Origin of the sequence: Micromonospora sp. C31 (assembly GCF_018070575.1) — a bacterium.
Classification (GTDB): Bacteria; Actinomycetota; Actinomycetes; order Mycobacteriales; family Micromonosporaceae; genus Micromonospora.
Window position 1 is genome coordinate 132,882 of sequence record NZ_JAGPXN010000003.1, and the last position, 16,201, is coordinate 149,082.

General features: G+C 72.5%; 19 protein-coding genes. 12 read left to right on the forward strand and 7 right to left on the reverse strand.

Features of this window, described 5'->3' with window-relative positions; genetic code table 11:
* Window positions 1-46 precede the first annotated feature (46 nt).
* Window positions 47-739: a Crp/Fnr family transcriptional regulator gene (locus tag KBX06_RS07210; RefSeq protein ID WP_210833437.1), complete on the reverse strand. Its 693-nt coding sequence runs from the start codon at window positions 737-739 to the stop codon at window positions 47-49.
* 306 nt (window positions 740-1,045) lie between these two features.
* Here KBX06_RS07210 and KBX06_RS07215 point away from each other — a divergent pair, with 306 nt between their 5' ends.
* The 4 genes from KBX06_RS07215 to proC all read left to right on the forward strand — a co-directional run bounded on the left by KBX06_RS07215 (window position 1,046) and on the right by proC (window position 4,161).
* Entirely contained in the window at window positions 1,046-1,543 is a 498-nt protein-coding gene (locus tag KBX06_RS07215; protein ID WP_210833575.1) for a polyadenylate-specific 3'-exoribonuclease AS, read from the forward strand.
* A gap of 60 nt (window positions 1,544-1,603) precedes the next feature.
* Window positions 1,604-2,107 (forward strand): pyridoxamine 5'-phosphate oxidase family protein, encoded by a 504-nt coding sequence (locus tag KBX06_RS07220; RefSeq protein WP_210833438.1) that lies wholly within the window; start codon window positions 1,604-1,606, stop codon window positions 2,105-2,107.
* A gap of 178 nt (window positions 2,108-2,285) precedes the next feature.
* On the forward strand, window positions 2,286-3,314 hold the full coding sequence (locus KBX06_RS07225) for a 6-phosphofructokinase (RefSeq protein ID WP_121400914.1): 1,029 nt from the start codon (window positions 2,286-2,288) through the stop codon (window positions 3,312-3,314).
* 28 nt (window positions 3,315-3,342) lie between these two features.
* Window positions 3,343-4,161: a pyrroline-5-carboxylate reductase gene (gene proC / locus KBX06_RS07230; protein WP_210833439.1), complete on the forward strand. Its 819-nt coding sequence runs from the start codon at window positions 3,343-3,345 to the stop codon at window positions 4,159-4,161.
* A 58-nt stretch (window positions 4,162-4,219) separates the two neighbouring features.
* Here the strand turns inward: proC and KBX06_RS07235 are convergent, their stop codons facing one another.
* On the reverse strand, window positions 4,220-4,648 hold the full coding sequence (locus KBX06_RS07235) for a hypothetical protein (protein ID WP_210833440.1): 429 nt from the start codon (window positions 4,646-4,648) through the stop codon (window positions 4,220-4,222).
* Window positions 4,638-4,829, reverse strand: coding sequence for a helix-turn-helix transcriptional regulator (locus tag KBX06_RS07240; protein ID WP_210833441.1), 192 nt, complete (start codon window positions 4,827-4,829; stop codon window positions 4,638-4,640). The genes KBX06_RS07235 and KBX06_RS07240 overlap by 11 nt, the downstream gene beginning before the upstream one ends.
* Window positions 4,830-5,001: 172 nt before the next feature.
* Between KBX06_RS07240 and KBX06_RS07245 the strand changes: the two genes are divergently transcribed.
* On the forward strand, window positions 5,002-5,391 hold the full coding sequence (locus KBX06_RS07245) for a PadR family transcriptional regulator (RefSeq protein WP_210833442.1): 390 nt from the start codon (window positions 5,002-5,004) through the stop codon (window positions 5,389-5,391).
* Complete coding sequence (locus KBX06_RS07250) at window positions 5,388-6,164, forward strand: hypothetical protein (protein ID WP_210833443.1); 777 nt, start codon at window positions 5,388-5,390, stop codon at window positions 6,162-6,164. The genes KBX06_RS07245 and KBX06_RS07250 overlap by 4 nt, the downstream gene beginning before the upstream one ends.
* A gap of 1 nt (window position 6,165) precedes the next feature.
* On the opposite strand, the gene KBX06_RS07255 is transcribed toward KBX06_RS07250, so the two are convergent.
* Window positions 6,166-7,461, reverse strand: coding sequence for an exo-beta-N-acetylmuramidase NamZ domain-containing protein (locus tag KBX06_RS07255; RefSeq protein ID WP_210833444.1), 1,296 nt, complete (start codon window positions 7,459-7,461; stop codon window positions 6,166-6,168).
* A gap of 177 nt (window positions 7,462-7,638) precedes the next feature.
* Here KBX06_RS07255 and KBX06_RS07260 point away from each other — a divergent pair, with 177 nt between their 5' ends.
* A complete protein-coding gene (locus KBX06_RS07260; protein ID WP_307854484.1) occupies window positions 7,639-7,989 on the forward strand; it encodes a DUF2203 domain-containing protein in 351 nt (116 codons plus the stop codon).
* Between the two features lie 86 nt (window positions 7,990-8,075).
* On the opposite strand, the gene KBX06_RS07265 is transcribed toward KBX06_RS07260, so the two are convergent.
* Both KBX06_RS07265 and KBX06_RS07270 read right to left on the reverse strand, forming a co-directional pair.
* Complete coding sequence (locus KBX06_RS07265) at window positions 8,076-9,023, reverse strand: threonine/serine dehydratase (protein ID WP_210833446.1); 948 nt, start codon at window positions 9,021-9,023, stop codon at window positions 8,076-8,078.
* Window positions 9,024-9,145: 122 nt separating this feature from the next.
* Window positions 9,146-9,919: an NADPH-dependent F420 reductase gene (locus tag KBX06_RS07270; protein WP_256442303.1), complete on the reverse strand. Its 774-nt coding sequence runs from the start codon at window positions 9,917-9,919 to the stop codon at window positions 9,146-9,148.
* A 135-nt stretch (window positions 9,920-10,054) separates the two neighbouring features.
* Between KBX06_RS07270 and KBX06_RS07275 the strand changes: the two genes are divergently transcribed.
* Window positions 10,055-10,495: a DUF4259 domain-containing protein gene (locus tag KBX06_RS07275; protein WP_210833448.1), complete on the forward strand. Its 441-nt coding sequence runs from the start codon at window positions 10,055-10,057 to the stop codon at window positions 10,493-10,495.
* Between the two features lie 10 nt (window positions 10,496-10,505).
* Here KBX06_RS07275 and KBX06_RS28675 read toward each other — a convergent pair whose 3' ends face one another.
* Window positions 10,506-11,153: a hypothetical protein gene (locus KBX06_RS28675; RefSeq protein ID WP_374225585.1), complete on the reverse strand. Its 648-nt coding sequence runs from the start codon at window positions 11,151-11,153 to the stop codon at window positions 10,506-10,508.
* Between the two features lie 170 nt (window positions 11,154-11,323).
* On the opposite strand from KBX06_RS28675, the gene KBX06_RS07285 reads away from it, so the two are divergent.
* The 4 genes from KBX06_RS07285 to KBX06_RS07300 all read left to right on the forward strand — a co-directional run bounded on the left by KBX06_RS07285 (window position 11,324) and on the right by KBX06_RS07300 (window position 16,187).
* Window positions 11,324-12,949, forward strand: coding sequence for a glycosyl hydrolase family 18 protein (locus tag KBX06_RS07285; protein ID WP_210833449.1), 1,626 nt, complete (start codon window positions 11,324-11,326; stop codon window positions 12,947-12,949).
* A gap of 179 nt (window positions 12,950-13,128) precedes the next feature.
* Window positions 13,129-13,626, forward strand: a complete 498-nt coding sequence (locus KBX06_RS07290; protein ID WP_210833450.1) for a hypothetical protein — start codon at window positions 13,129-13,131, stop codon at window positions 13,624-13,626.
* A 72-nt stretch (window positions 13,627-13,698) separates the two neighbouring features.
* A complete protein-coding gene (locus KBX06_RS07295) occupies window positions 13,699-15,105 on the forward strand; it encodes a class II 3-deoxy-7-phosphoheptulonate synthase (RefSeq protein ID WP_210833451.1) in 1,407 nt (468 codons plus the stop codon).
* Window positions 15,106-15,155: 50 nt separating this feature from the next.
* Window positions 15,156-16,187 (forward strand): low specificity L-threonine aldolase, encoded by a 1,032-nt coding sequence (locus tag KBX06_RS07300; RefSeq protein ID WP_210833452.1) that lies wholly within the window; start codon window positions 15,156-15,158, stop codon window positions 16,185-16,187.
* Window positions 16,188-16,201 lie beyond the last annotated feature (14 nt).

The following is a 16,201-nucleotide window of genomic DNA, read 5'->3' on the forward strand; positions in this document are numbered from 1 at the left end:
GCGAAGGGGCCGGAGCGACTGCTCCGGCCCCATTTCCGCGTACGCCTCAGCGCTCGCTCATGCCGGCGCGGCGACGCAGCGCCGCCACGTCGGTGACCACGATGCGCCGGCCCTCCGTGCGCAGCCAGCCCCGGTTGGCGAACGACCCGATCGCCTGGTTGACGCTCTGCCGCGAGCCGCCGGCCATCTCCGCGAGCTGGCTCTGGTTGAGTTCGATGGTGATCATCGGGGCCTGGCTCTCGCCGGCCAGCCGCACCAGGGTCTTGGCCACCCGGCCGGGCAGGTCCAGGAAGACGTGGTCGGCGTTCTGCTCGGTCAGTCGGCGGATCAGCCCGCCGAGCGAGCGCATCACCGCGTCGAGGATGCGCGGGTTGGAGTGCACCAGCTCCATGAAGGCGCCCCGGGACAGCGCGAGCGCCTGGCAGTCCTCGATCGCCTCGGCCGAGGCGGACCGGGTGGAGGCGTCGAGCAGGGAGACCTCGCCCAGCACGTCCGGCGGACGGATGACCGACAGCACCGCGCGTTCGCCGGTCGGCGCGGTGCGGAAGACCGCGACCGCGCCCCGGCGCAGCACGATGAGGGACTCGCCGGGGTCGTTCTCGACGAAGAGCAGCTGACCCTTGCGGTACGTGCGGGGAACCGCCGTGGCGATCACCCGCTGCCGGACCTCCGGCTCCAGCCCGGCGAACATCTCCACACCCGTGAGCGCGTCACCCGGCTCCGGTAGGCGCATCTCCACGGCCCAACCCCTCCCCGGTCAAGGACCACAACTCGCTCACCGGGCGAACCTGAAGGCCCTCGACGAGGTGAGTTGACACCGGTTCGGCGTCCGGTAGCGGTACACATCAGATCATGACGCTCCGGTCGCTTGCTGTACACCCCTCGAAGCACTTCCGTGACACTCCCGAGCTGCGGCGAACGGCCTGGCGGGAGGCGTCGGCGCCGCCGGAGCGGCGGTCCCGGCCACCCGGTGGGCCGGGCGGAGCGGCGGGTCCGGCCGCCCCGGTGGCCCGGTGGTGACGGGCGTGGGCGAGGATGACCGGTGATGGTCTACCGCTACTTCTACGACTGCGAGTTCATCGAGGACGGCCGGCTCGTCGACCTGGTGTCGATCGGCGTCGTCGACGAGTACGGCCGCGAGTTCTACGCCGTCTCGACCGAGTTCGACGACTCGCGGGCCGTGCCCTGGGTGCGCCGCAACGTGCTCGACAAGCTGCCCTCCCCGGCGAACCGTGCCTGGCGCTCGCGTGAGCGCATCCGCGACGAGCTGTACGACTTCCTCGTCGAGCCGATCCGGGACCGCCCGGGGGAGCAGTTGGAGCTGTGGGCCTGGTACGCCGCGTACGACCACGTGGTTCTGGCGCAGCTTTGGGGTGCCATGCCGGCGCTGCCCCGGGAGATCCCCCGGTTCACCAAGGACCTGCGTCAGCTCTGGGACGACCGGGGCCGCCCGCCGCTGCCGGACGCCGACGCGGCGCGGCACGACGCGCTGGTCGACGCCCGGCACAACCTGGCCCGGTGGCGGGCGATGACCGGTTCGTAGGTTTGGTCTGTTCTGTCCCGGGCACCGGTGCGACGTCGAGCCGATGTGAGGGAGAGTCCCATGAGCAACGAACCGACGAGCGCCTCCGAGGCCCGGCGACGGGTCACCGAGCTGATCTGCGAGGCGCGGATCTGCATGCTCACCACGATCGCGGTGGACGGCCGGATGGTGAGCCGCCCGATGGGCCTGCAGGAGGCGGAGTTCGACGGTGATCTGTGGTTCTTCGCGTACGCCGACTCGGCCAAGGTCCGGCAGATCCGGGTGAACCCCGAGGTCAACGTCTCCTTCTCCGACTCCCGGCGCAACGCGTGGGTGTCGGTGGCGGGCACCGCCCGGGAGGGCTACGACCGGGCAAAGGCCGAACAGCTGTGGAACCCGGTGCTCAAGGCCTGGTTCCCGGACGGGCTGGAGACCCCCGGGCTCACCCTGATCAGGGTGCACGCCGTCTCGGCGGAGTACTGGGACTCTCCGTCGAGCACGGTGGTCAGTCTGTTCGGCTACGCCAAGGCGGCGGTGACCGGCAAGCCGCCGAAGGCGGGGGAGAACCACGAGGTCAGCTACTGACTGGTAGGTCGACCGGTGGGTGGAACCGGCCCGGGGCGCGGTGTCGACGTACGCCGGCGGCGACTACAGTGCGGTCTGACGGCCCGCCCCGGGCCGGCAACGGCGCCGATGGTCTGATCCGACACATATCCTGGGGCAAATCGGGCTACACCTGATGCTCCAGGAGGATGAGCAGATCATGCGTATCGGCGTGCTCACCGGCGGCGGCGACTGCCCAGGTCTCAACGCGGTCATCCGGGCGGTGGTCCGCAAGGGCGTCGCCAGCTACGGTCACGAGTTCGTGGGTTTCCGGGACGGCTGGAAGGGCCCGTTGGAGGGCCTGTCCCGCCCCCTGGGCATCGCGGAGGTCCGCGGCATCCTGCCGCGCGGCGGCACCATCCTCGGTTCGTCCCGGACCAACCCCTTCAAGATCGAGAACGGTGTCGAGCGGATCAAGGAGAACCTCGCCGCGCAGGGCGTGGACGCGCTCATCGCGATCGGCGGCGAGGACACCCTCGGCGTGGCCACCAAGCTGCACGAGCTCGGGGTCCACGTGATCGGCGTGCCGAAGACGATCGACAACGACCTCGGCGCCACCGACTACACCTTCGGCTTCGACACCGCCGTCAACATCGCGATGGAGGCGATCGACCGGCTGCACACCACCGCCGAGAGCCACCACCGCACGCTGGTGGTCGAGGTGATGGGCCGGCACGCCGGCTGGATCGCCCTGCACGCCGGCCTGGCCGGCGGCGCCAACGTGATCCTGCTGCCGGAGCGGCAGTTCGACGTCGAGCAGGTCGCCGGCTACGTCGAGAAGCGCTTCCAGCACCAGTACGCCCCGATCGTCGTGGTCGCCGAGGGCGCCCAGCCGCTCGACGGCCAGATGGTCCTGCACAACCAGGAGCTCGACGCGTTCGGCCACGTCCGCCTCGGCGGCATCGGCCAGTGGCTCGCCGAGCAGTTGGAGGCCAAGACCGGCAAGGAAGCCCGCACCGTCGTGCTCGGGCACATCCAGCGCGGCGGCACCCCGAGCGCCTTCGACCGGGTGCTCGCCACCCGGCTCGGTCTCCAGGCGATCGACGCGGTCCACGAGGGCGACTGGGGCAAGATGGTCGCCATGCAGAGCACGGACATCGTCCGCGTTCCGCTGGCCGACGCCACCCGCGAGCTGAAGACCGTGCCGCTGGAGCGGTACGCCGAGGCCGAGGTCTTCTTCGGCAGCTGATCCATCCGCGGCGAGGGGGTACGGCCCGATGGCGGGTTCGGTGCACACGGTCGCGGTCATCGGGGCCGGCAAGATCGGCGAGCTGATGCTCTCCGGGCTGCTGCGGTCGGGATGGCCGGTGGACCGGCTGCTCGCCACCGCCCGCCGGTCGGCCCGCGCCGAGGAGCTGACCGCCCGCTACGGGGTCCGGGTGGTCGACAACCTCACGGCGGTGGACGAGGCCGAGGTGCTCGCCGTCTCGGTCAAGCCGCAGGACGCGGCGACCCTGCTGGAGGAGATCGGGCCGAAGGTGCCCGCCGACAAGCTGGTCATCTCGCTCTGCGCCGGCCTGCCGACCAGCTTCTTCAACCGCCGGCTGCCCGAGGGCACGCCCGTGGTGCGGGTGATGACCAACACCCCGGCGCTGGTCGACCAGGCGATGACGGCGATCTCCGCCGGCGCGCACGCCACCGGGGCCCACCTCGCGCTGGCCGAGGAGATGTTCAAGCCGCTGGGGTCGACCGTCCGGGTGCCCGAGTCCCAGCAGGACGCGGTCACCGCCCTCTCCGGCTCCGGGCCGGCGTACTTCTACCTGCTCGTCGAGGCGATGATCGACGCCGGCATCCTGCTCGGCCTGCCCCGCCAGGTCGCGCACGAGCTGATCGTGCAGACCGCGATCGGCTCGGCGGTGATGCTGCGCGACTCCGGCGAGCACCCGGTGAAGCTGCGCGAGGCGGTCACCTCGCCGGCCGGCACCACCATCTCCGCCGTACGCGAGTTGGAGAAGCACGGCGTACGCGCGGCGCTGCTCGCCGCCCTGGAGGCGGCCCGCGACCGGGCCCGCGAACTGGCCGCCCAGGCCGACTGACTGCTTCAACGCGGTCGGCGTGGCCCGTGGTGCGGGGCGTACCTGGGCTGTGGGCCGCTCAGCTTCGGCGGTCGATGACGATGAAGGCGACCGCGCCGACGGTGATTTCGGCGATGAGCAGCAGCGCGAGCACCATGGGCGGCTCGGCGCCGAGCGCGATGGCGATGGCTGCCACCGCGGTGAGCGGGAACGAGGCCAGGCCCAGCACGGCCAGGGCCCGGGTGAGGACGTTGTCGTCGCGTTCGTCGCCGGTCTGCGACCAGGCCCGCTCGAACGTCGTCGCGCGCTCCGGTCGTTTGATCAGCCGCCACGCCATCAACAGGGCGCCGAGCAGCCCGACCGCCGCTCCCTGGAGGAAGCCGACGCCCATGTTGCCGGGAGCCCGCTCTCGCAGCAGCAGACCCACGGCGATCACCAGCGCCACGAACGCCAGCAGGACGGCGGCGACGAGTGTCCTACGCATGGTGCTGCGACCTTCAATCGACATGGAAGATCTCCTCGACGGTGCGTTGGAAGTGGCGGGCGATGGCGATGGCCAGTGGCAGGGAGGGGTCGTAGCGGCTGGTCTCGATCGAGTTGATCGTCTGTCGCGAGACGTCGAGGGCCTGGGCCAACTCCCGTTGGGACAGCCCGGCGGCCTGCCGTAGCTCACGGAGGTCGTTCTTCAACCGACACCCTCCTGTGTCAAGCATCCTTGCCATGACAAGTCTGCTTGGCATCCGCGGCCGATGTCAAGCGTGCTTGTCCATGCGGCCGCTGACCGATCCCGCCGGTCCGGCAGTTTCCTGATGCGACCGGCGTCACTAGACAGGGCGTCTAAGTAGAGACACTATCTAGGGCATGGGCACCATCACCCAACCCAGCGAGTGGCTCCGTGGAGTCCTGGGGTTGTGCGTTCTGCGGATCATGGCTGCCGGTCCGACCTACGGCTACGCCATCGCCGCCGAACTGGCCGAAGCGGGCTTCGGGGAGATCAAGGGCGGGACCCTGTACCCGCTGCTGGCCCGCCTCGAGAAGAGCGACCTGGTCACCGCCGAGTGGCGGGTCGGTGAAGGCGGCCCGGGCCGCAAGTACTTCACGCTCACCGAGACCGGCCGGGCGGAGCTCGCGCACGGCCTCGCCCAGTGGCAGGCGTTCTCCACCAGGGTCGACAACCACCTGTCCACCAGCGACACCGGCGACGACCTGTCGTTGCCCCGCCCCCGGCACCCATCGAGGAGCACCCCGTGAACACCACCCCGCACGCCGAGGCCCGGTCCCGTGAGGTCTGGCAACGCCCGTTCGTGAAGGCCCACCAGAAGTGGTGCGACGACTTCGTGATCGAGTTGCGACTGCGAGACGTGCCCGGCCCCGTGATCGGAGGGCACCTGGGCGAGGTCGAGGCGCACTGCGCCGAGACCGGCGAGACGCCCACGGAGGCGTTCGGGGATCCGACGGACTACGCCAGGCAGATCGACGAGGACGGCTCACCGGAGCGCGGGTCCGGGATCTGGAAGATCACGATCCTCTCGGCCGCCCAGGTGCTGGCCATGCTCGTCGGCACCGCGGCGGTCACCCCCTGGGCACGCGGCGAGCAGTTGAGCTACAACGGGGTCCAGCTGGCCTGCCTCGGGCTGTTCCTGCTCGCGCTGCTGAGCCTGCCCAAGCTGTTGTCACCCCTGATCCGTCACCCCTGGGCGGTCGGCGTTCCCCTGAGCGCCCTGGTGCCGCTCGTCGCGGTGGGGGCAGCGGCCTCCGACCGGCTCGGTCTTCCGGCCCTGCTGACCCTCCCGGCCCCGGTGCTCTCCGTCGGGCTGTTCGTGGTGGTCGGCGTCCTGGCGTTCGTCGAGTACCGGGAACTGGCCCGTGACCTGGACGACGACCTCGTCACCTCGCCCCTCGCCTCCGCGCCGCAAGCACCGGAGGCACCCCGGAGCCGTAGCTGGGTGGCCGTCCTCCTGCCGTCCTGCCTGATCCCCGTCGGCTATCTCGTCCTGGCGACCTTCAGCTGGATCTACGCCTGAGTCAGCGGTAGAGCAGGTGGGGCTCGCGTCGACGGTCGAAGTCCGCCAGCTCGCCGGCCCAGGCGCCGACCACGTCGTCCACGTCGGCACCCGCGTCGATCATCGTGCGCAGCCGCGGTGACCCGGTCAGCTTGTCGATCCAGTACGGCCGCACGGCGTCCCACGAGTCGCGTCGCCACGCGAACGCCTCGTACCTGTGCGCCTCCACCAGCATCGCGACCGCCGTGCGGATGGGGTCGTACGTCTCCCGGTCGACGACCTTGACCTCGACCCCGGCGCAGAGCTTGTTGAGCAGCGCGGGCTTCTGCCCGGCGGACGTCGGCGTGAAGTACGCCTCGCGGAACTCGACGCCGGGCAGCTCGCGGGCGTTGAGCCGGTCGGACCAGTGGTAGTCGAAGTCGGCGGCCAGCCCGCCGATCAGCTCGAACGGCTTGCAGGTGCCCCGACCCTCGGTCAGCGACGCGACGCCCTCGAACAGGCCGGTGCCCGGGTAGACCAGCGCGGTGTCCGTGGTGGGCATGTTCGGGCTGGGCAGCACCCAGGGCAGGTCGGTGTCGGCGGCCAGCCTGTCGCGCTTCCAGTGCCGGCACTTCACGACGTGCAGGTCGACCTGGCGGCCGGCGGCGGCGGGCAGGAACTCGGCGTTGAAGAAGCCGGCCAGCTCGCCGACGGTCATCCCGTGCTGCTGGACGATCTCCTTCAGGCCCACCCCGGAGGTGTACGCGGGGGTCATCATCGGCCCGTACGCCCGGCCGCCGATCGGGTTCGGCCGGTCCAGCACCACGTACCGCTTGCCGACGCGGGCGGCGGCCACCATCGAGGTGTACATCGTCCAGATGTACGTGTAGAAGCGGACGCCGACGTCCTGGATGTCGAAGACGACGGTGTCGACGCCGGCCTCGGTGAACATGGACTCCCACTTGGCCTGCGAGGCGCCGTACGCGTCGTGGACGGTGATCCCGGTGCGGGCGTCGATGCCGGTGCCCTCGCTGCCCCCGGCCTGCGCCGAGCCGCGGAAGCCGTGCTCGGGGCCGAACGCGGCGGCCAGCCGCACCGTGCCGGCGGCGTGCATCAGGTCGACCAGGTGCCGGTAGGCCGAGTCCACGCCGGTGGGGTTGGAGATGACGCCCACCCGCTGGCCGGCGAGGTCGGCGAAGTCGGAACGGACGAGCACGTCGAGGCCGGTCTCCACGCGGCGGATGCCGGGCGTGGCGTGGCCGGCCGCGCCGGACGCCGTCGCCGCGACCGCGCCCGCGGTCACCGCACCCGCTCCGGCCAGGAACTTCCTGCGCTCCATGTCGCCCCTCCCGTCGTCTGGTCGAAACTTAGCTACACGTCGATGCCTCGTCAAGGAAGGTTAGCTACAAACCCGGGCGCGATACGGCCTCGCCGGGCGCGGACCGCCGTGGCGGGCCCTGCCCGGTGCGTGGCTCGCCGGGCACGCGCGGCGGGCCGGGTGCTCCATACTGGCCCGGTGTTCACCCTCGCCCAGGCCCGCCACCTGATCGTCACCCTGCGTCCGCGTGTCGACGAGCTGATCCGGCTGCGGGCCGACCTGGCCGAGCTGCGCGTCGACCTGGCCGACCGGGGCGCCAGCCCGCTCGGCGGACTGGCCGAGGTCAAGGGGCTGGAGGCGCGGCTGCACGGCCTCGTCGAGGAGCTGCACTCGCACGACATCCAGGTCAAGGGCGTCGCGCCGGTGCTGCTCGACCTTCCCGGTGAGCGCGACGGCCGACCGGTGCTCTGGTGCTGGCTGGAGGGGGACACCGACGTGCGCTGGTACCACCGGGTGGAGTGCGGCTTCGCCGGTCGTCGCCCGGTCTGATCCGGCGCGGCGGGGGCGGGCCGGTCGCCGTTCCCGCCGGGCCGGCGGCGGGGGAGCGGGACGGCCCGACGCCCCGCCGGTGGCGCTCAGGCCAGCGACGCGAGCGTGGCGGGCGAGACGTTCCCGCCGCTGAGCACCAGCACGGTACGGGTGCCCGGCCCGGCGTCGACCAGGCCGGCCCGCAACGCGGCGAGGGTGACGGCGGCGGACGGCTCGACCAGGAGCTTCGTCGCGTCCAGCAGCTCCCACCAGGCGGCCCGGATGCTCTCCTCGGGCACCTCGACCACCTCGTCCACCAGCGCGCGGACGTGCGCCAGCGTGTGCCGCCCGGCGAACGGAGCCGCCAGCCCGTCGGCGATCGACACGGGTCGCGCCGTGAGGGCGTCGCCCCCGGTGCGCAGCGCGTGGCCGAGGGCGTTGGCGGTGACCGGCTCGACGCCGACGACGCGGGCGGTCGGGACGGCCGCCCGGACGGCCGCCGCCACCCCGCTGATCAGCCCGCCGCCACCCACCGGCACGAGGACCAGCTCCGGCGGCGGACCGTCGGCCAGGATCTCCCTGCCGACGGTTGCCTGACCGGCGATGACGTCGGGGTCGTCGAAGGGGTGCAGGAGGTGGTAGCCGCGCTCCGCCGCCAGCGCCTGGCAGGTGCCCGACAGGTCGTCGGTGAGGACGACCTCGCCGCCGTACCGGCGGACCGTCTCGATCTTGGTCGGCACCGCGTGCGGTGGCATGCAGACGACTGTCGGCAGGCCGAAGGCGCGACCGGCGAAGGCCACGGCCGCCGCGTGGTTGCCGGCGGAGAAGGCGGTCAGCCCGGCGGGCGCCCCCTCCCGTTCGACGCGGGCGATCAGCGCGTTGAGCGCGCCCCGCACCTTGAAACTGCCGGTGTGCTGGAGGTTCTCCGCCTTCACCGCGAGGTCGAGCCGCAGCGGGTCGCCGAGGCGGGGGCAGGCGAGCAGCGGGGTGCGGGCGACCCGCCCCGCGATGCGCTGCTCGGCCGTGCCGATGTCGTCCACGGTGGTGAGCTGCACGGTCGCAGCCTAGCCCGCCCAGGCCGGTCGCACCGCCCGAGGTGCGACCGGCCTGGGCTGCGGTGCGGTCGGCCGTGGTGTCTGCGGCGCCACGATCGCACGGTGGCCGGAACGCCGAGCGCTCAGCGGGTGGCTTCGGCCACCGCGGCGCGCACCCGCGCGGCGTCGGCGGGCGCCTCGCGCTCCCAGCTCGCCGGGTCGGCCGAGTAGATGGTCCCGTACGCCGGGGTGTCCGGCTGGTAGCGCCAGCTCTCGGCGAGCGTCCCGGCGTCCACGGCGTCGTAGCCGATCCGGTCGAGGAAGGCCGTGGCTTCCGCCTTCGCGCCCGCGTCGTCACCGGCGATGGGCAGCGCGCTGCGGTCGTCGGCGCCGGTCGGCCGGGCCAGCGAGTGCAGGTGCTTGAAGAAGATGTTGTTGAACACCTTGACCACCCGCGACCGCGGCAGGTGTCGCTGGAGCAGCTCGCTGCTGGTGGTGGCGCCGGAGTCGAGCTCGGGGAACCTGCCGTCCCGCTCCGGGTAGTAGTTGTTGGTGTCCAGCACGAGCTTGCCGGCGAGCGGCTCGACCGGCACGTCCCGGTACGCCTTCAGCGGGATGGTGACGACCACCAGGTCGCCGGCCGTCGCGGCCTCGGGTGCCGTGGCCGCCCGGGCGCGCGCGCCCAGCTCGTCGACGAGGTCCTTGAGGGTCTCCGGGCCGCGCGAGTTGCTCAGCACGACGTCGTAGCCGGCGGCCACCGCCAGCCGCGCCACCGTGCCGCCGATGTGTCCACTGCCGATCATTCCCACGGTTGTCATGTCGCTTCCCAACCTCGTTCGCGGTGACGGCATTCCCCACCGGTGTGGTCGACAATCCCGCCCGGTGCCCGGTGCCCGGTGCCCAGTGCCGCCTGCCAAACGTACTGCCGGCTCCGGTGCCGAGGAGTCGGCTTCGGGGACGACGCGAGCCGAGCGCCCCGGCGTCGCCGTAGCGGCGATGTCGGACGCGGCGGCTAGCCTGCCTCCACCTGCGAACAGCGAACGGGGAGTGCGATGGGAACGTGGGCGGCGGGGCCGTTCGACAACGACGCGGCGGCGGACTGGTGCGCCGCCCTCGACGATGCGTCACCGCAGCGGCGGGCCCTGCTGGTGGAGCAGGCGCTGCGCGAGGCCGTGCGGGAGGGCGACTTCCTGGACTCGTGGCCCGGCGCCAGGGCGGTCGCGGCGTCGGCGGTGGTCGCCGCGCACCTCTCCGGCGGGCCGCCGGTCGACTCGGCGTACGCGCCGGAGTTCCTCGCCGCCGGTGGGCGCCTGGCGCTTTCCGCCGAGCTGCCGGCGCTGGCCCTGCGCGCCCTGGACCGGGTGCTCGCCGACGGCTCCGAGCTGGCCGAGCTCTGGGACGAGGCGGGGGAGCTCGACGAGTTCGCCGCCGCGCTCGCCCCGATCCGCGCCGCGCTGGCCGACCCGGCCCCAGCCGCCGTCGTCGCCGGCTGAGGCGCGGGGGTCACGGCCGGCGGGGCCCGGGCGGGGTGTGGTCGGCCGGTCCGTCCGGATCGCCGTCGCGCCAGACCGCCACCACCACCCGCTCGACGCGTTCGCCGGTCGTCGGGTCGGTCCAGGCGAACACCACCGGCCTGGCCGCCGCGATGAGCGCCCGGACGAACGGCGGCAGGTCGGCGGGCGACATCCGGACGTAGGACGCCGCTCCGTCGATCCGAGCGAGCAGGTGCTCCAGTACGAAGCGGCGCCGCCCAGCGGCGTCGAGGTGCGCGGGGGCCGGCGGGAGGTGCCGCAGCCGACCGTGGTCGCGCAGCACGTCGTCTGGCACGGCGGCGTCGAGCACCACCCGGCTGGCGTCGAGTGGGCCCTGGATGCTGATGTGGTGCTCGGGCGGAACCTGGCCCGGTGCGAGCATCTCCTGCACCGCGAAGAACATCCCGCCCCCTCCGCCCGGACCGTCCCGGGTGTCGCCGATCGTAGTCCGACCGACACCCGGCGGCACGACCGAGACGGGTGACCCTCGGGCCGCCGGGGGCAGCGCCTTCTCGGTCGCGGCGCGCAGCTCGGCCGCCCCGGGCTCGACGGTGGGCGCGAAGCGGGCCGCCACCGTGCCGTCCGGGGCGACGAGGAACTTCTCGAAGTTCCACCGCACGTCGCCGCTGTGGCCCCCGGCGTCGGTCGTGCCGACAACCGGGGGCGGCCGGGGGCTGGTCGCGCTCCCAGTGGAAATCGATACATGGACATCTTGACTAAGGGATGACGGCGTGAGTAGCGTCTCACCATCAATCTGGAAAGTTTCCTAACTGTTTAGGGAGACGCCGCATGAAGAGATCGCTCCGCCGGGCCCTCTGGGTCGGCGCCGTGATGGCGGTGACCGTCGCCACGGTCCCGATGGCCAGTGCGTTCGGCGCCGGCAGCGTGACCGCCGGTTTCGCCAAGGCGCAGGACTGGGGGACCGGTCACGAGACGCGGGTGACCGTCACCAACGGGACGAGCGCCCCGGTGAGCACCTGGCGCATCGAGTTCGACCTGCCGTCGGGCACCAGCATCAGCAGCTCCTGGGACGCCGACGTCACGCGCTCCGGCAACCACTACGTGGCGGTGAAGAAGAGCTGGGCCGGCCCGATCGCGGCGGGCGCCTCGTTCAGCTGGGGCTACAACGGCACCGGCGCGTACAAGGCGCCGCTGAACTGCACGATCAACGGCGCACCGTGCGGCGGCGGCACCCCGCCCCCCACCACCGCGCCGCCGACCACCACCCCGCCGACCACGGCGCCGCCCACCACCGCGCCGCCGACCACGCCGCCGCCCACCACGCCGCCGCCGGGCCCGGGCGGCAAGAAGGTCGTCGGCTACTTCGCGCAGTGGGGCGTCTACGCCCGCAACTACCACGTGAAGAACATCCACACCAGCGGCTCGGCCGCCAAGCTGACCCACATCCTGTACGCCTTCGGCAACACCACCGGAGGCCGCTGCACCATCGGTGACAGCTACGCCGACTACGAGAAGGCCTACACCGCGGCCGACAGCGTCGACGGCGTCGCCGACACCTGGGACCAGCCGCTGCGCGGCAGCTTCAACCAGCTGCGCAAGCTCAAGAAGATGTACCCGAACCTGAAGGTGATCTGGTCCTTCGGCGGCTGGACCTGGTCCGGCGGCTTCACCCAGGCCGCGCAGAACCCGGCCGCGTTCGCCGAGAGCTGCCACAACCTGGTCGAGGACCCGCGCTGGGCGGACGTCTTCGACGGCATCGACGTCGACTGGGAGTACCCGAACGCCTGCGGGCTCACCTGTGACAGCAGCGGCCCGAACGCCTTCAAGAACGTGGTCAGCGCACTGCGCTCGAAGTTCGGCTCCTCCGCGCTGGTCACCGCCGCCATCACGGCGGACGGCAGCAACGGCGGCAAGATCGACGCCGCCGACTACGCCGGCGCCGCCACGCACCTCAACTGGATCATGCCGATGACGTACGACTACTTCGGCGCCTTCAACGCGCAGGGCCCCACCGCCCCGCACTCCCCGCTCACCTCGTACGCCGGCATCCCGCAGCAGGGCTTCTGGTCCGACGCGGCGATCCAGAAGCTCAAGAGCAAGGGCATTCCGTCGGACAAGCTGCTGCTCGGCATCGGCTTCTACGGCCGGGGCTGGACCGGGGTGACCCAGACCGCCCCGGGTGGCACCGCCACCGGCCCCGCCCCGGGCACCTACGAGCAGGGCATCGAGGACTACAAGGTCCTCAAGAACACCTGCCCGGCCACCGGCACCGTCGCCGGCACGGCGTACGCCAAGTGCGGCAGCAACTGGTGGAGCTACGACACCCCCGCCACGATCAACGGCAAGATGACGTACGCGAAGAACCAGGGCCTCGGTGGCGCCTTCTTCTGGGAGCTCTCCGGTGACACCGGCAACGGCGAGCTGATCGGCGCCATCAAGGGCGGTCTCGGCTGAGCCGAGGGCCGACGCACCACCCACACGGCGGGGAGGGACCACGCACCGGTCCCTCCCCGCCCGCTGTGCCCGGTCGGGCTGGGATCGTCCGGTTCGGGCGCGGCGGCATCGGGGCACGTGTGTCGATGTGACAGACTCCCCGCTCGACGGGCTCACTGTCCACGGCGACGGAGGTGGCGATGCGCGCGACGCGCGGAAGGCTGGTGGCGGGCGCGGTGCTGCTCGTGACCCTGCCCCTCGCCCTGCTCGGGTGCGGTATCGGCGAGGAGGAGGACCCGGCGACCAGGCCCGGGCGGGCCCCGGCCGAGGAGGCCGCCGCCAAGTCGCGGGAGCGGGTGCAGGCCTACCTCGACGCGATGACCGCCAAGGACGTCGCGGCCGGGCGCAGCCAGCTCTGCGCCGCCCTCCAGCAGAGCTTCGACGCCGCCGCGACCGGCCCCAACGGCGACTTCGCCGACCACTTCACCGTGCCGAAGGCCGAGATCACCGACATCCGCCCCGGTCCCCGGGGCCAGGAGGTGAGCACGTCGATCTCGGTCGCCGCCGGGTCCCGCACGATCACCCGGCCGCTGCTGTTCACGGTCACCCGCGACGGCGCCGACTGGTGCATCGCCGCCGAGGCACCGGGCGGCAACACCCCCGCCCCGGCCGCCACCCCCTCGCCCGGGTCCGGGTGAGCCCGCTCTCACCTGCCGGAACCATCCCCCTCGCCGACAGGCCGTGAGGCCGCTCGCCGTACGCTTCCTGTCATGCGCCATGAGTGGCATCAGCTGAGCCATCCCGCGGTGGGCAGCCCTGGGCTGCAGACCAGCCGTCCGACCGTCGACTCCGCCGAGGACGCGGCCCTCGGCCTCGACCGCTGGCGGGAGCTGCCGCGCGAGCAGACCCCGCCCTGGCCGGACCCGGCGGGGGTCGCCGAGGTCTGCAAGGTGCTCGACACCGTGCCCTCGGTGGTGGCGCCCTACGAGGTCGACCAGTTGCGGCAGCGGCTGGCGCTGGTGTGCGAGGGCAAGGCGTTCCTGCTCCAGGGCGGCGACTGCGCGGAGACCTTCGTCGACAACACCGAGAGCCACCTGCTGGCCAACGCCCGCACCCTGCTCCAGATGGCGATCGTGCTCACCTACGGCGCCTCGCTGCCGGTGGTCAAGGTGGCCCGGGTCGCCGGGCAGTACACCAAGCCCCGGTCGCTGCCGACGGACGCGCGCGGCCTGCCCGCCTACCGCGGCGACATGATCAACGCGCTGGAGGCGACGCCGGAGGCGCGCGCCGCCGATCCGCAGCGCATGATCCGGGCGTACGCGAACTCGGCCGCCGCGATGAACATGCTCCGCGCCTACCTCGCCGGCGGGCTGGCCGACCTGCACGCCGTGCACGACTGGAACAAGGGCTTCGTCAAGAACTCCCCGGCCGGTGAGCGCTACGAGGCGATCGCCCGCGAGATCGACCGGGCGCTGGCCTTCATCCGGGCGTGCGGGATGACCGACGACGAGGCGCTGCGCACCGTCACCCTCTACTGCTCGCACGAGGCCCTCGCCCTGGAGTACGACCGGGCGCTGACCCGGGTCTCCGACCGCCGGGCGTACGGGCTGTCCGGGCACTTCCTGTGGATCGGCGAGCGCACCCGGCAGATCGGCGGGGCGCACATCGACTTCATCTCCCGCATCGCCAACCCGATCGGCGTGAAGCTCGGCCCGACGACGACCCCGGACGAGGCGATCGAGCTCTGCGAGAAGCTCAACCCGGAGAACATCCCCGGCCGGCTCACCCTGATCAGCCGGATGGGCAACCACCGGGTCCGCGACGCCCTGCCGCCGATCGTGGCGAAGGTGACCGCCGCCGGCGCCAAGGTGGTCTGGCAGTGCGACCCGATGCACGGCAACACGCACGAGTCGTCCAACGGCTACAAGACCCGGCACTTCGACCGCATCGTCGACGAGGTGCTCGGCTACTTCGAGGTGCACCGGGGCCTGGAGACCCACCCCGGCGGGCTGCACGTCGAGCTGACCGGTGAGGACGTCACCGAGTGCCTCGGCGGCGCCCAGGGCATCGAGGATCTCGACCTGCCCGGCCGGTACGAGACCGCCTGCGACCCGCGGCTGAACACCCAGCAGTCGCTGGAGCTGGCTTTCCTGGTGGCGGAGATGCTCCGTGGCTGACGCGAGGAGTGAGCTTGCGAGCCCCGCAGTCGGCGGCCGAAGGGACGACAGTGGCTGACCAGTTCGTCGACCTTCGGTCGGACACCGTCACCCGGCCCACCTCCGGGATGCGGGAGGCGATGGCCGGCGCCGACGTCGGCGACGACGTCTACGGCGAGGATCCGACCGTCAACGCGCTGGAGGCCGAGGTCGCCGCGCTGTTCGGGCACGAGGCGGCGCTGTTCGCCCCGAGCGGGTCGATGGCCAACCAGATCGCCCTGCAACTGGTGGTGCCGCCGGGCAACGAGCTGCTCTGCGACGCCGACGCGCACGTGGTGACGTACGAGATCGGGGCCGCCGCGGCGTACGGCGGCATCTCCTCGCGGACCTGGCCCGCCGTCGGCGCGGACGTCGACCCGGACGCGGTCGCCGCCATGGTCCGCCCGGACGGTTACTGGGCGGTGCCCACCCGGGCGATAGCCGTCGAGCAGACCCACAACCGGGGCGGCGGCGGGGTGATCCCGCTGGGCATCCTGCGCGAGCTGCGCCGGATCGCCGACGACGCGCAGGTCGCGCTGCACTGCGACGGCGCCCGGATCTGGCACGCGCACGTCGCCGACGGCGTGCCGCTGGCCGACTACGGCGCCCTGTTCGACACCCTGTCGGTCTGCCTCTCCAAGGGTCTCGGGGCGCCGGTCGGCTCGCTGGTCGTCGGCAGCGCCGACAAGATCGAGCGGGCCCGGTTCGTCCGCAAGCGGATGGGCGGCGGGATGCGGCAGGCCGGCATCCTGGCCGCCGCCGGCCGGTACGCGCTGGCGCACCACGTCGACCGGCTCGCCGACGACCACGCCAAGGCGGCCCGGCTGGCCGAGGCGATCGCCCCGTTCGGGGTGCTGGCCACGACGGTCCGGACCAACCTGGTGCCGTTGGACCTGACCAAGGCACCGATGGACGCGCACGCCCTGGCCGCCGCCGCGCGCGCCGAGGGCGTCCTGCTCTCGGTGCTCGGCCCCCGCACGGCGCGCCTGGTCACCCACCTGGACGTCGACGACGCCGGCATCGACCGCGCCGTCGACGTCCTCACCCGCGTCCTGCGGGGCTGACCTTCTGCCGGCCC

Coding starts and splice junctions, on each gene's coding strand:
- KBX06_RS07295 (WP_210833451.1), top strand. CDS start 13,699: ATGCGCCATGAGTGGCATCAGCTGAGCCATCCCGCGGTGGGCAGCCCT.
- KBX06_RS07285 (WP_210833449.1), top strand. CDS start 11,324: ATGAAGAGATCGCTCCGCCGGGCCCTCTGGGTCGGCGCCGTGATGGCG.
- KBX06_RS07255 (WP_210833444.1), bottom strand. CDS start 7,461: ATGGAGCGCAGGAAGTTCCTGGCCGGAGCGGGTGCGGTGACCGCGGGC.
- KBX06_RS07245 (WP_210833442.1), top strand. CDS start 5,002: ATGGGCACCATCACCCAACCCAGCGAGTGGCTCCGTGGAGTCCTGGGG.
- KBX06_RS07215 (WP_210833575.1), top strand. CDS start 1,046: ATGGTCTACCGCTACTTCTACGACTGCGAGTTCATCGAGGACGGCCGG.
- proC (WP_210833439.1), top strand. CDS start 3,343: ATGGCGGGTTCGGTGCACACGGTCGCGGTCATCGGGGCCGGCAAGATC.
- KBX06_RS07290 (WP_210833450.1), top strand. CDS start 13,129: ATGCGCGCGACGCGCGGAAGGCTGGTGGCGGGCGCGGTGCTGCTCGTG.
- KBX06_RS07225 (WP_121400914.1), top strand. CDS start 2,286: ATGCGTATCGGCGTGCTCACCGGCGGCGGCGACTGCCCAGGTCTCAAC.
- KBX06_RS07220 (WP_210833438.1), top strand. CDS start 1,604: ATGAGCAACGAACCGACGAGCGCCTCCGAGGCCCGGCGACGGGTCACC.
- KBX06_RS07235 (WP_210833440.1), bottom strand. CDS start 4,648: ATGTCGATTGAAGGTCGCAGCACCATGCGTAGGACACTCGTCGCCGCC.
- KBX06_RS07275 (WP_210833448.1), top strand. CDS start 10,055: ATGGGAACGTGGGCGGCGGGGCCGTTCGACAACGACGCGGCGGCGGAC.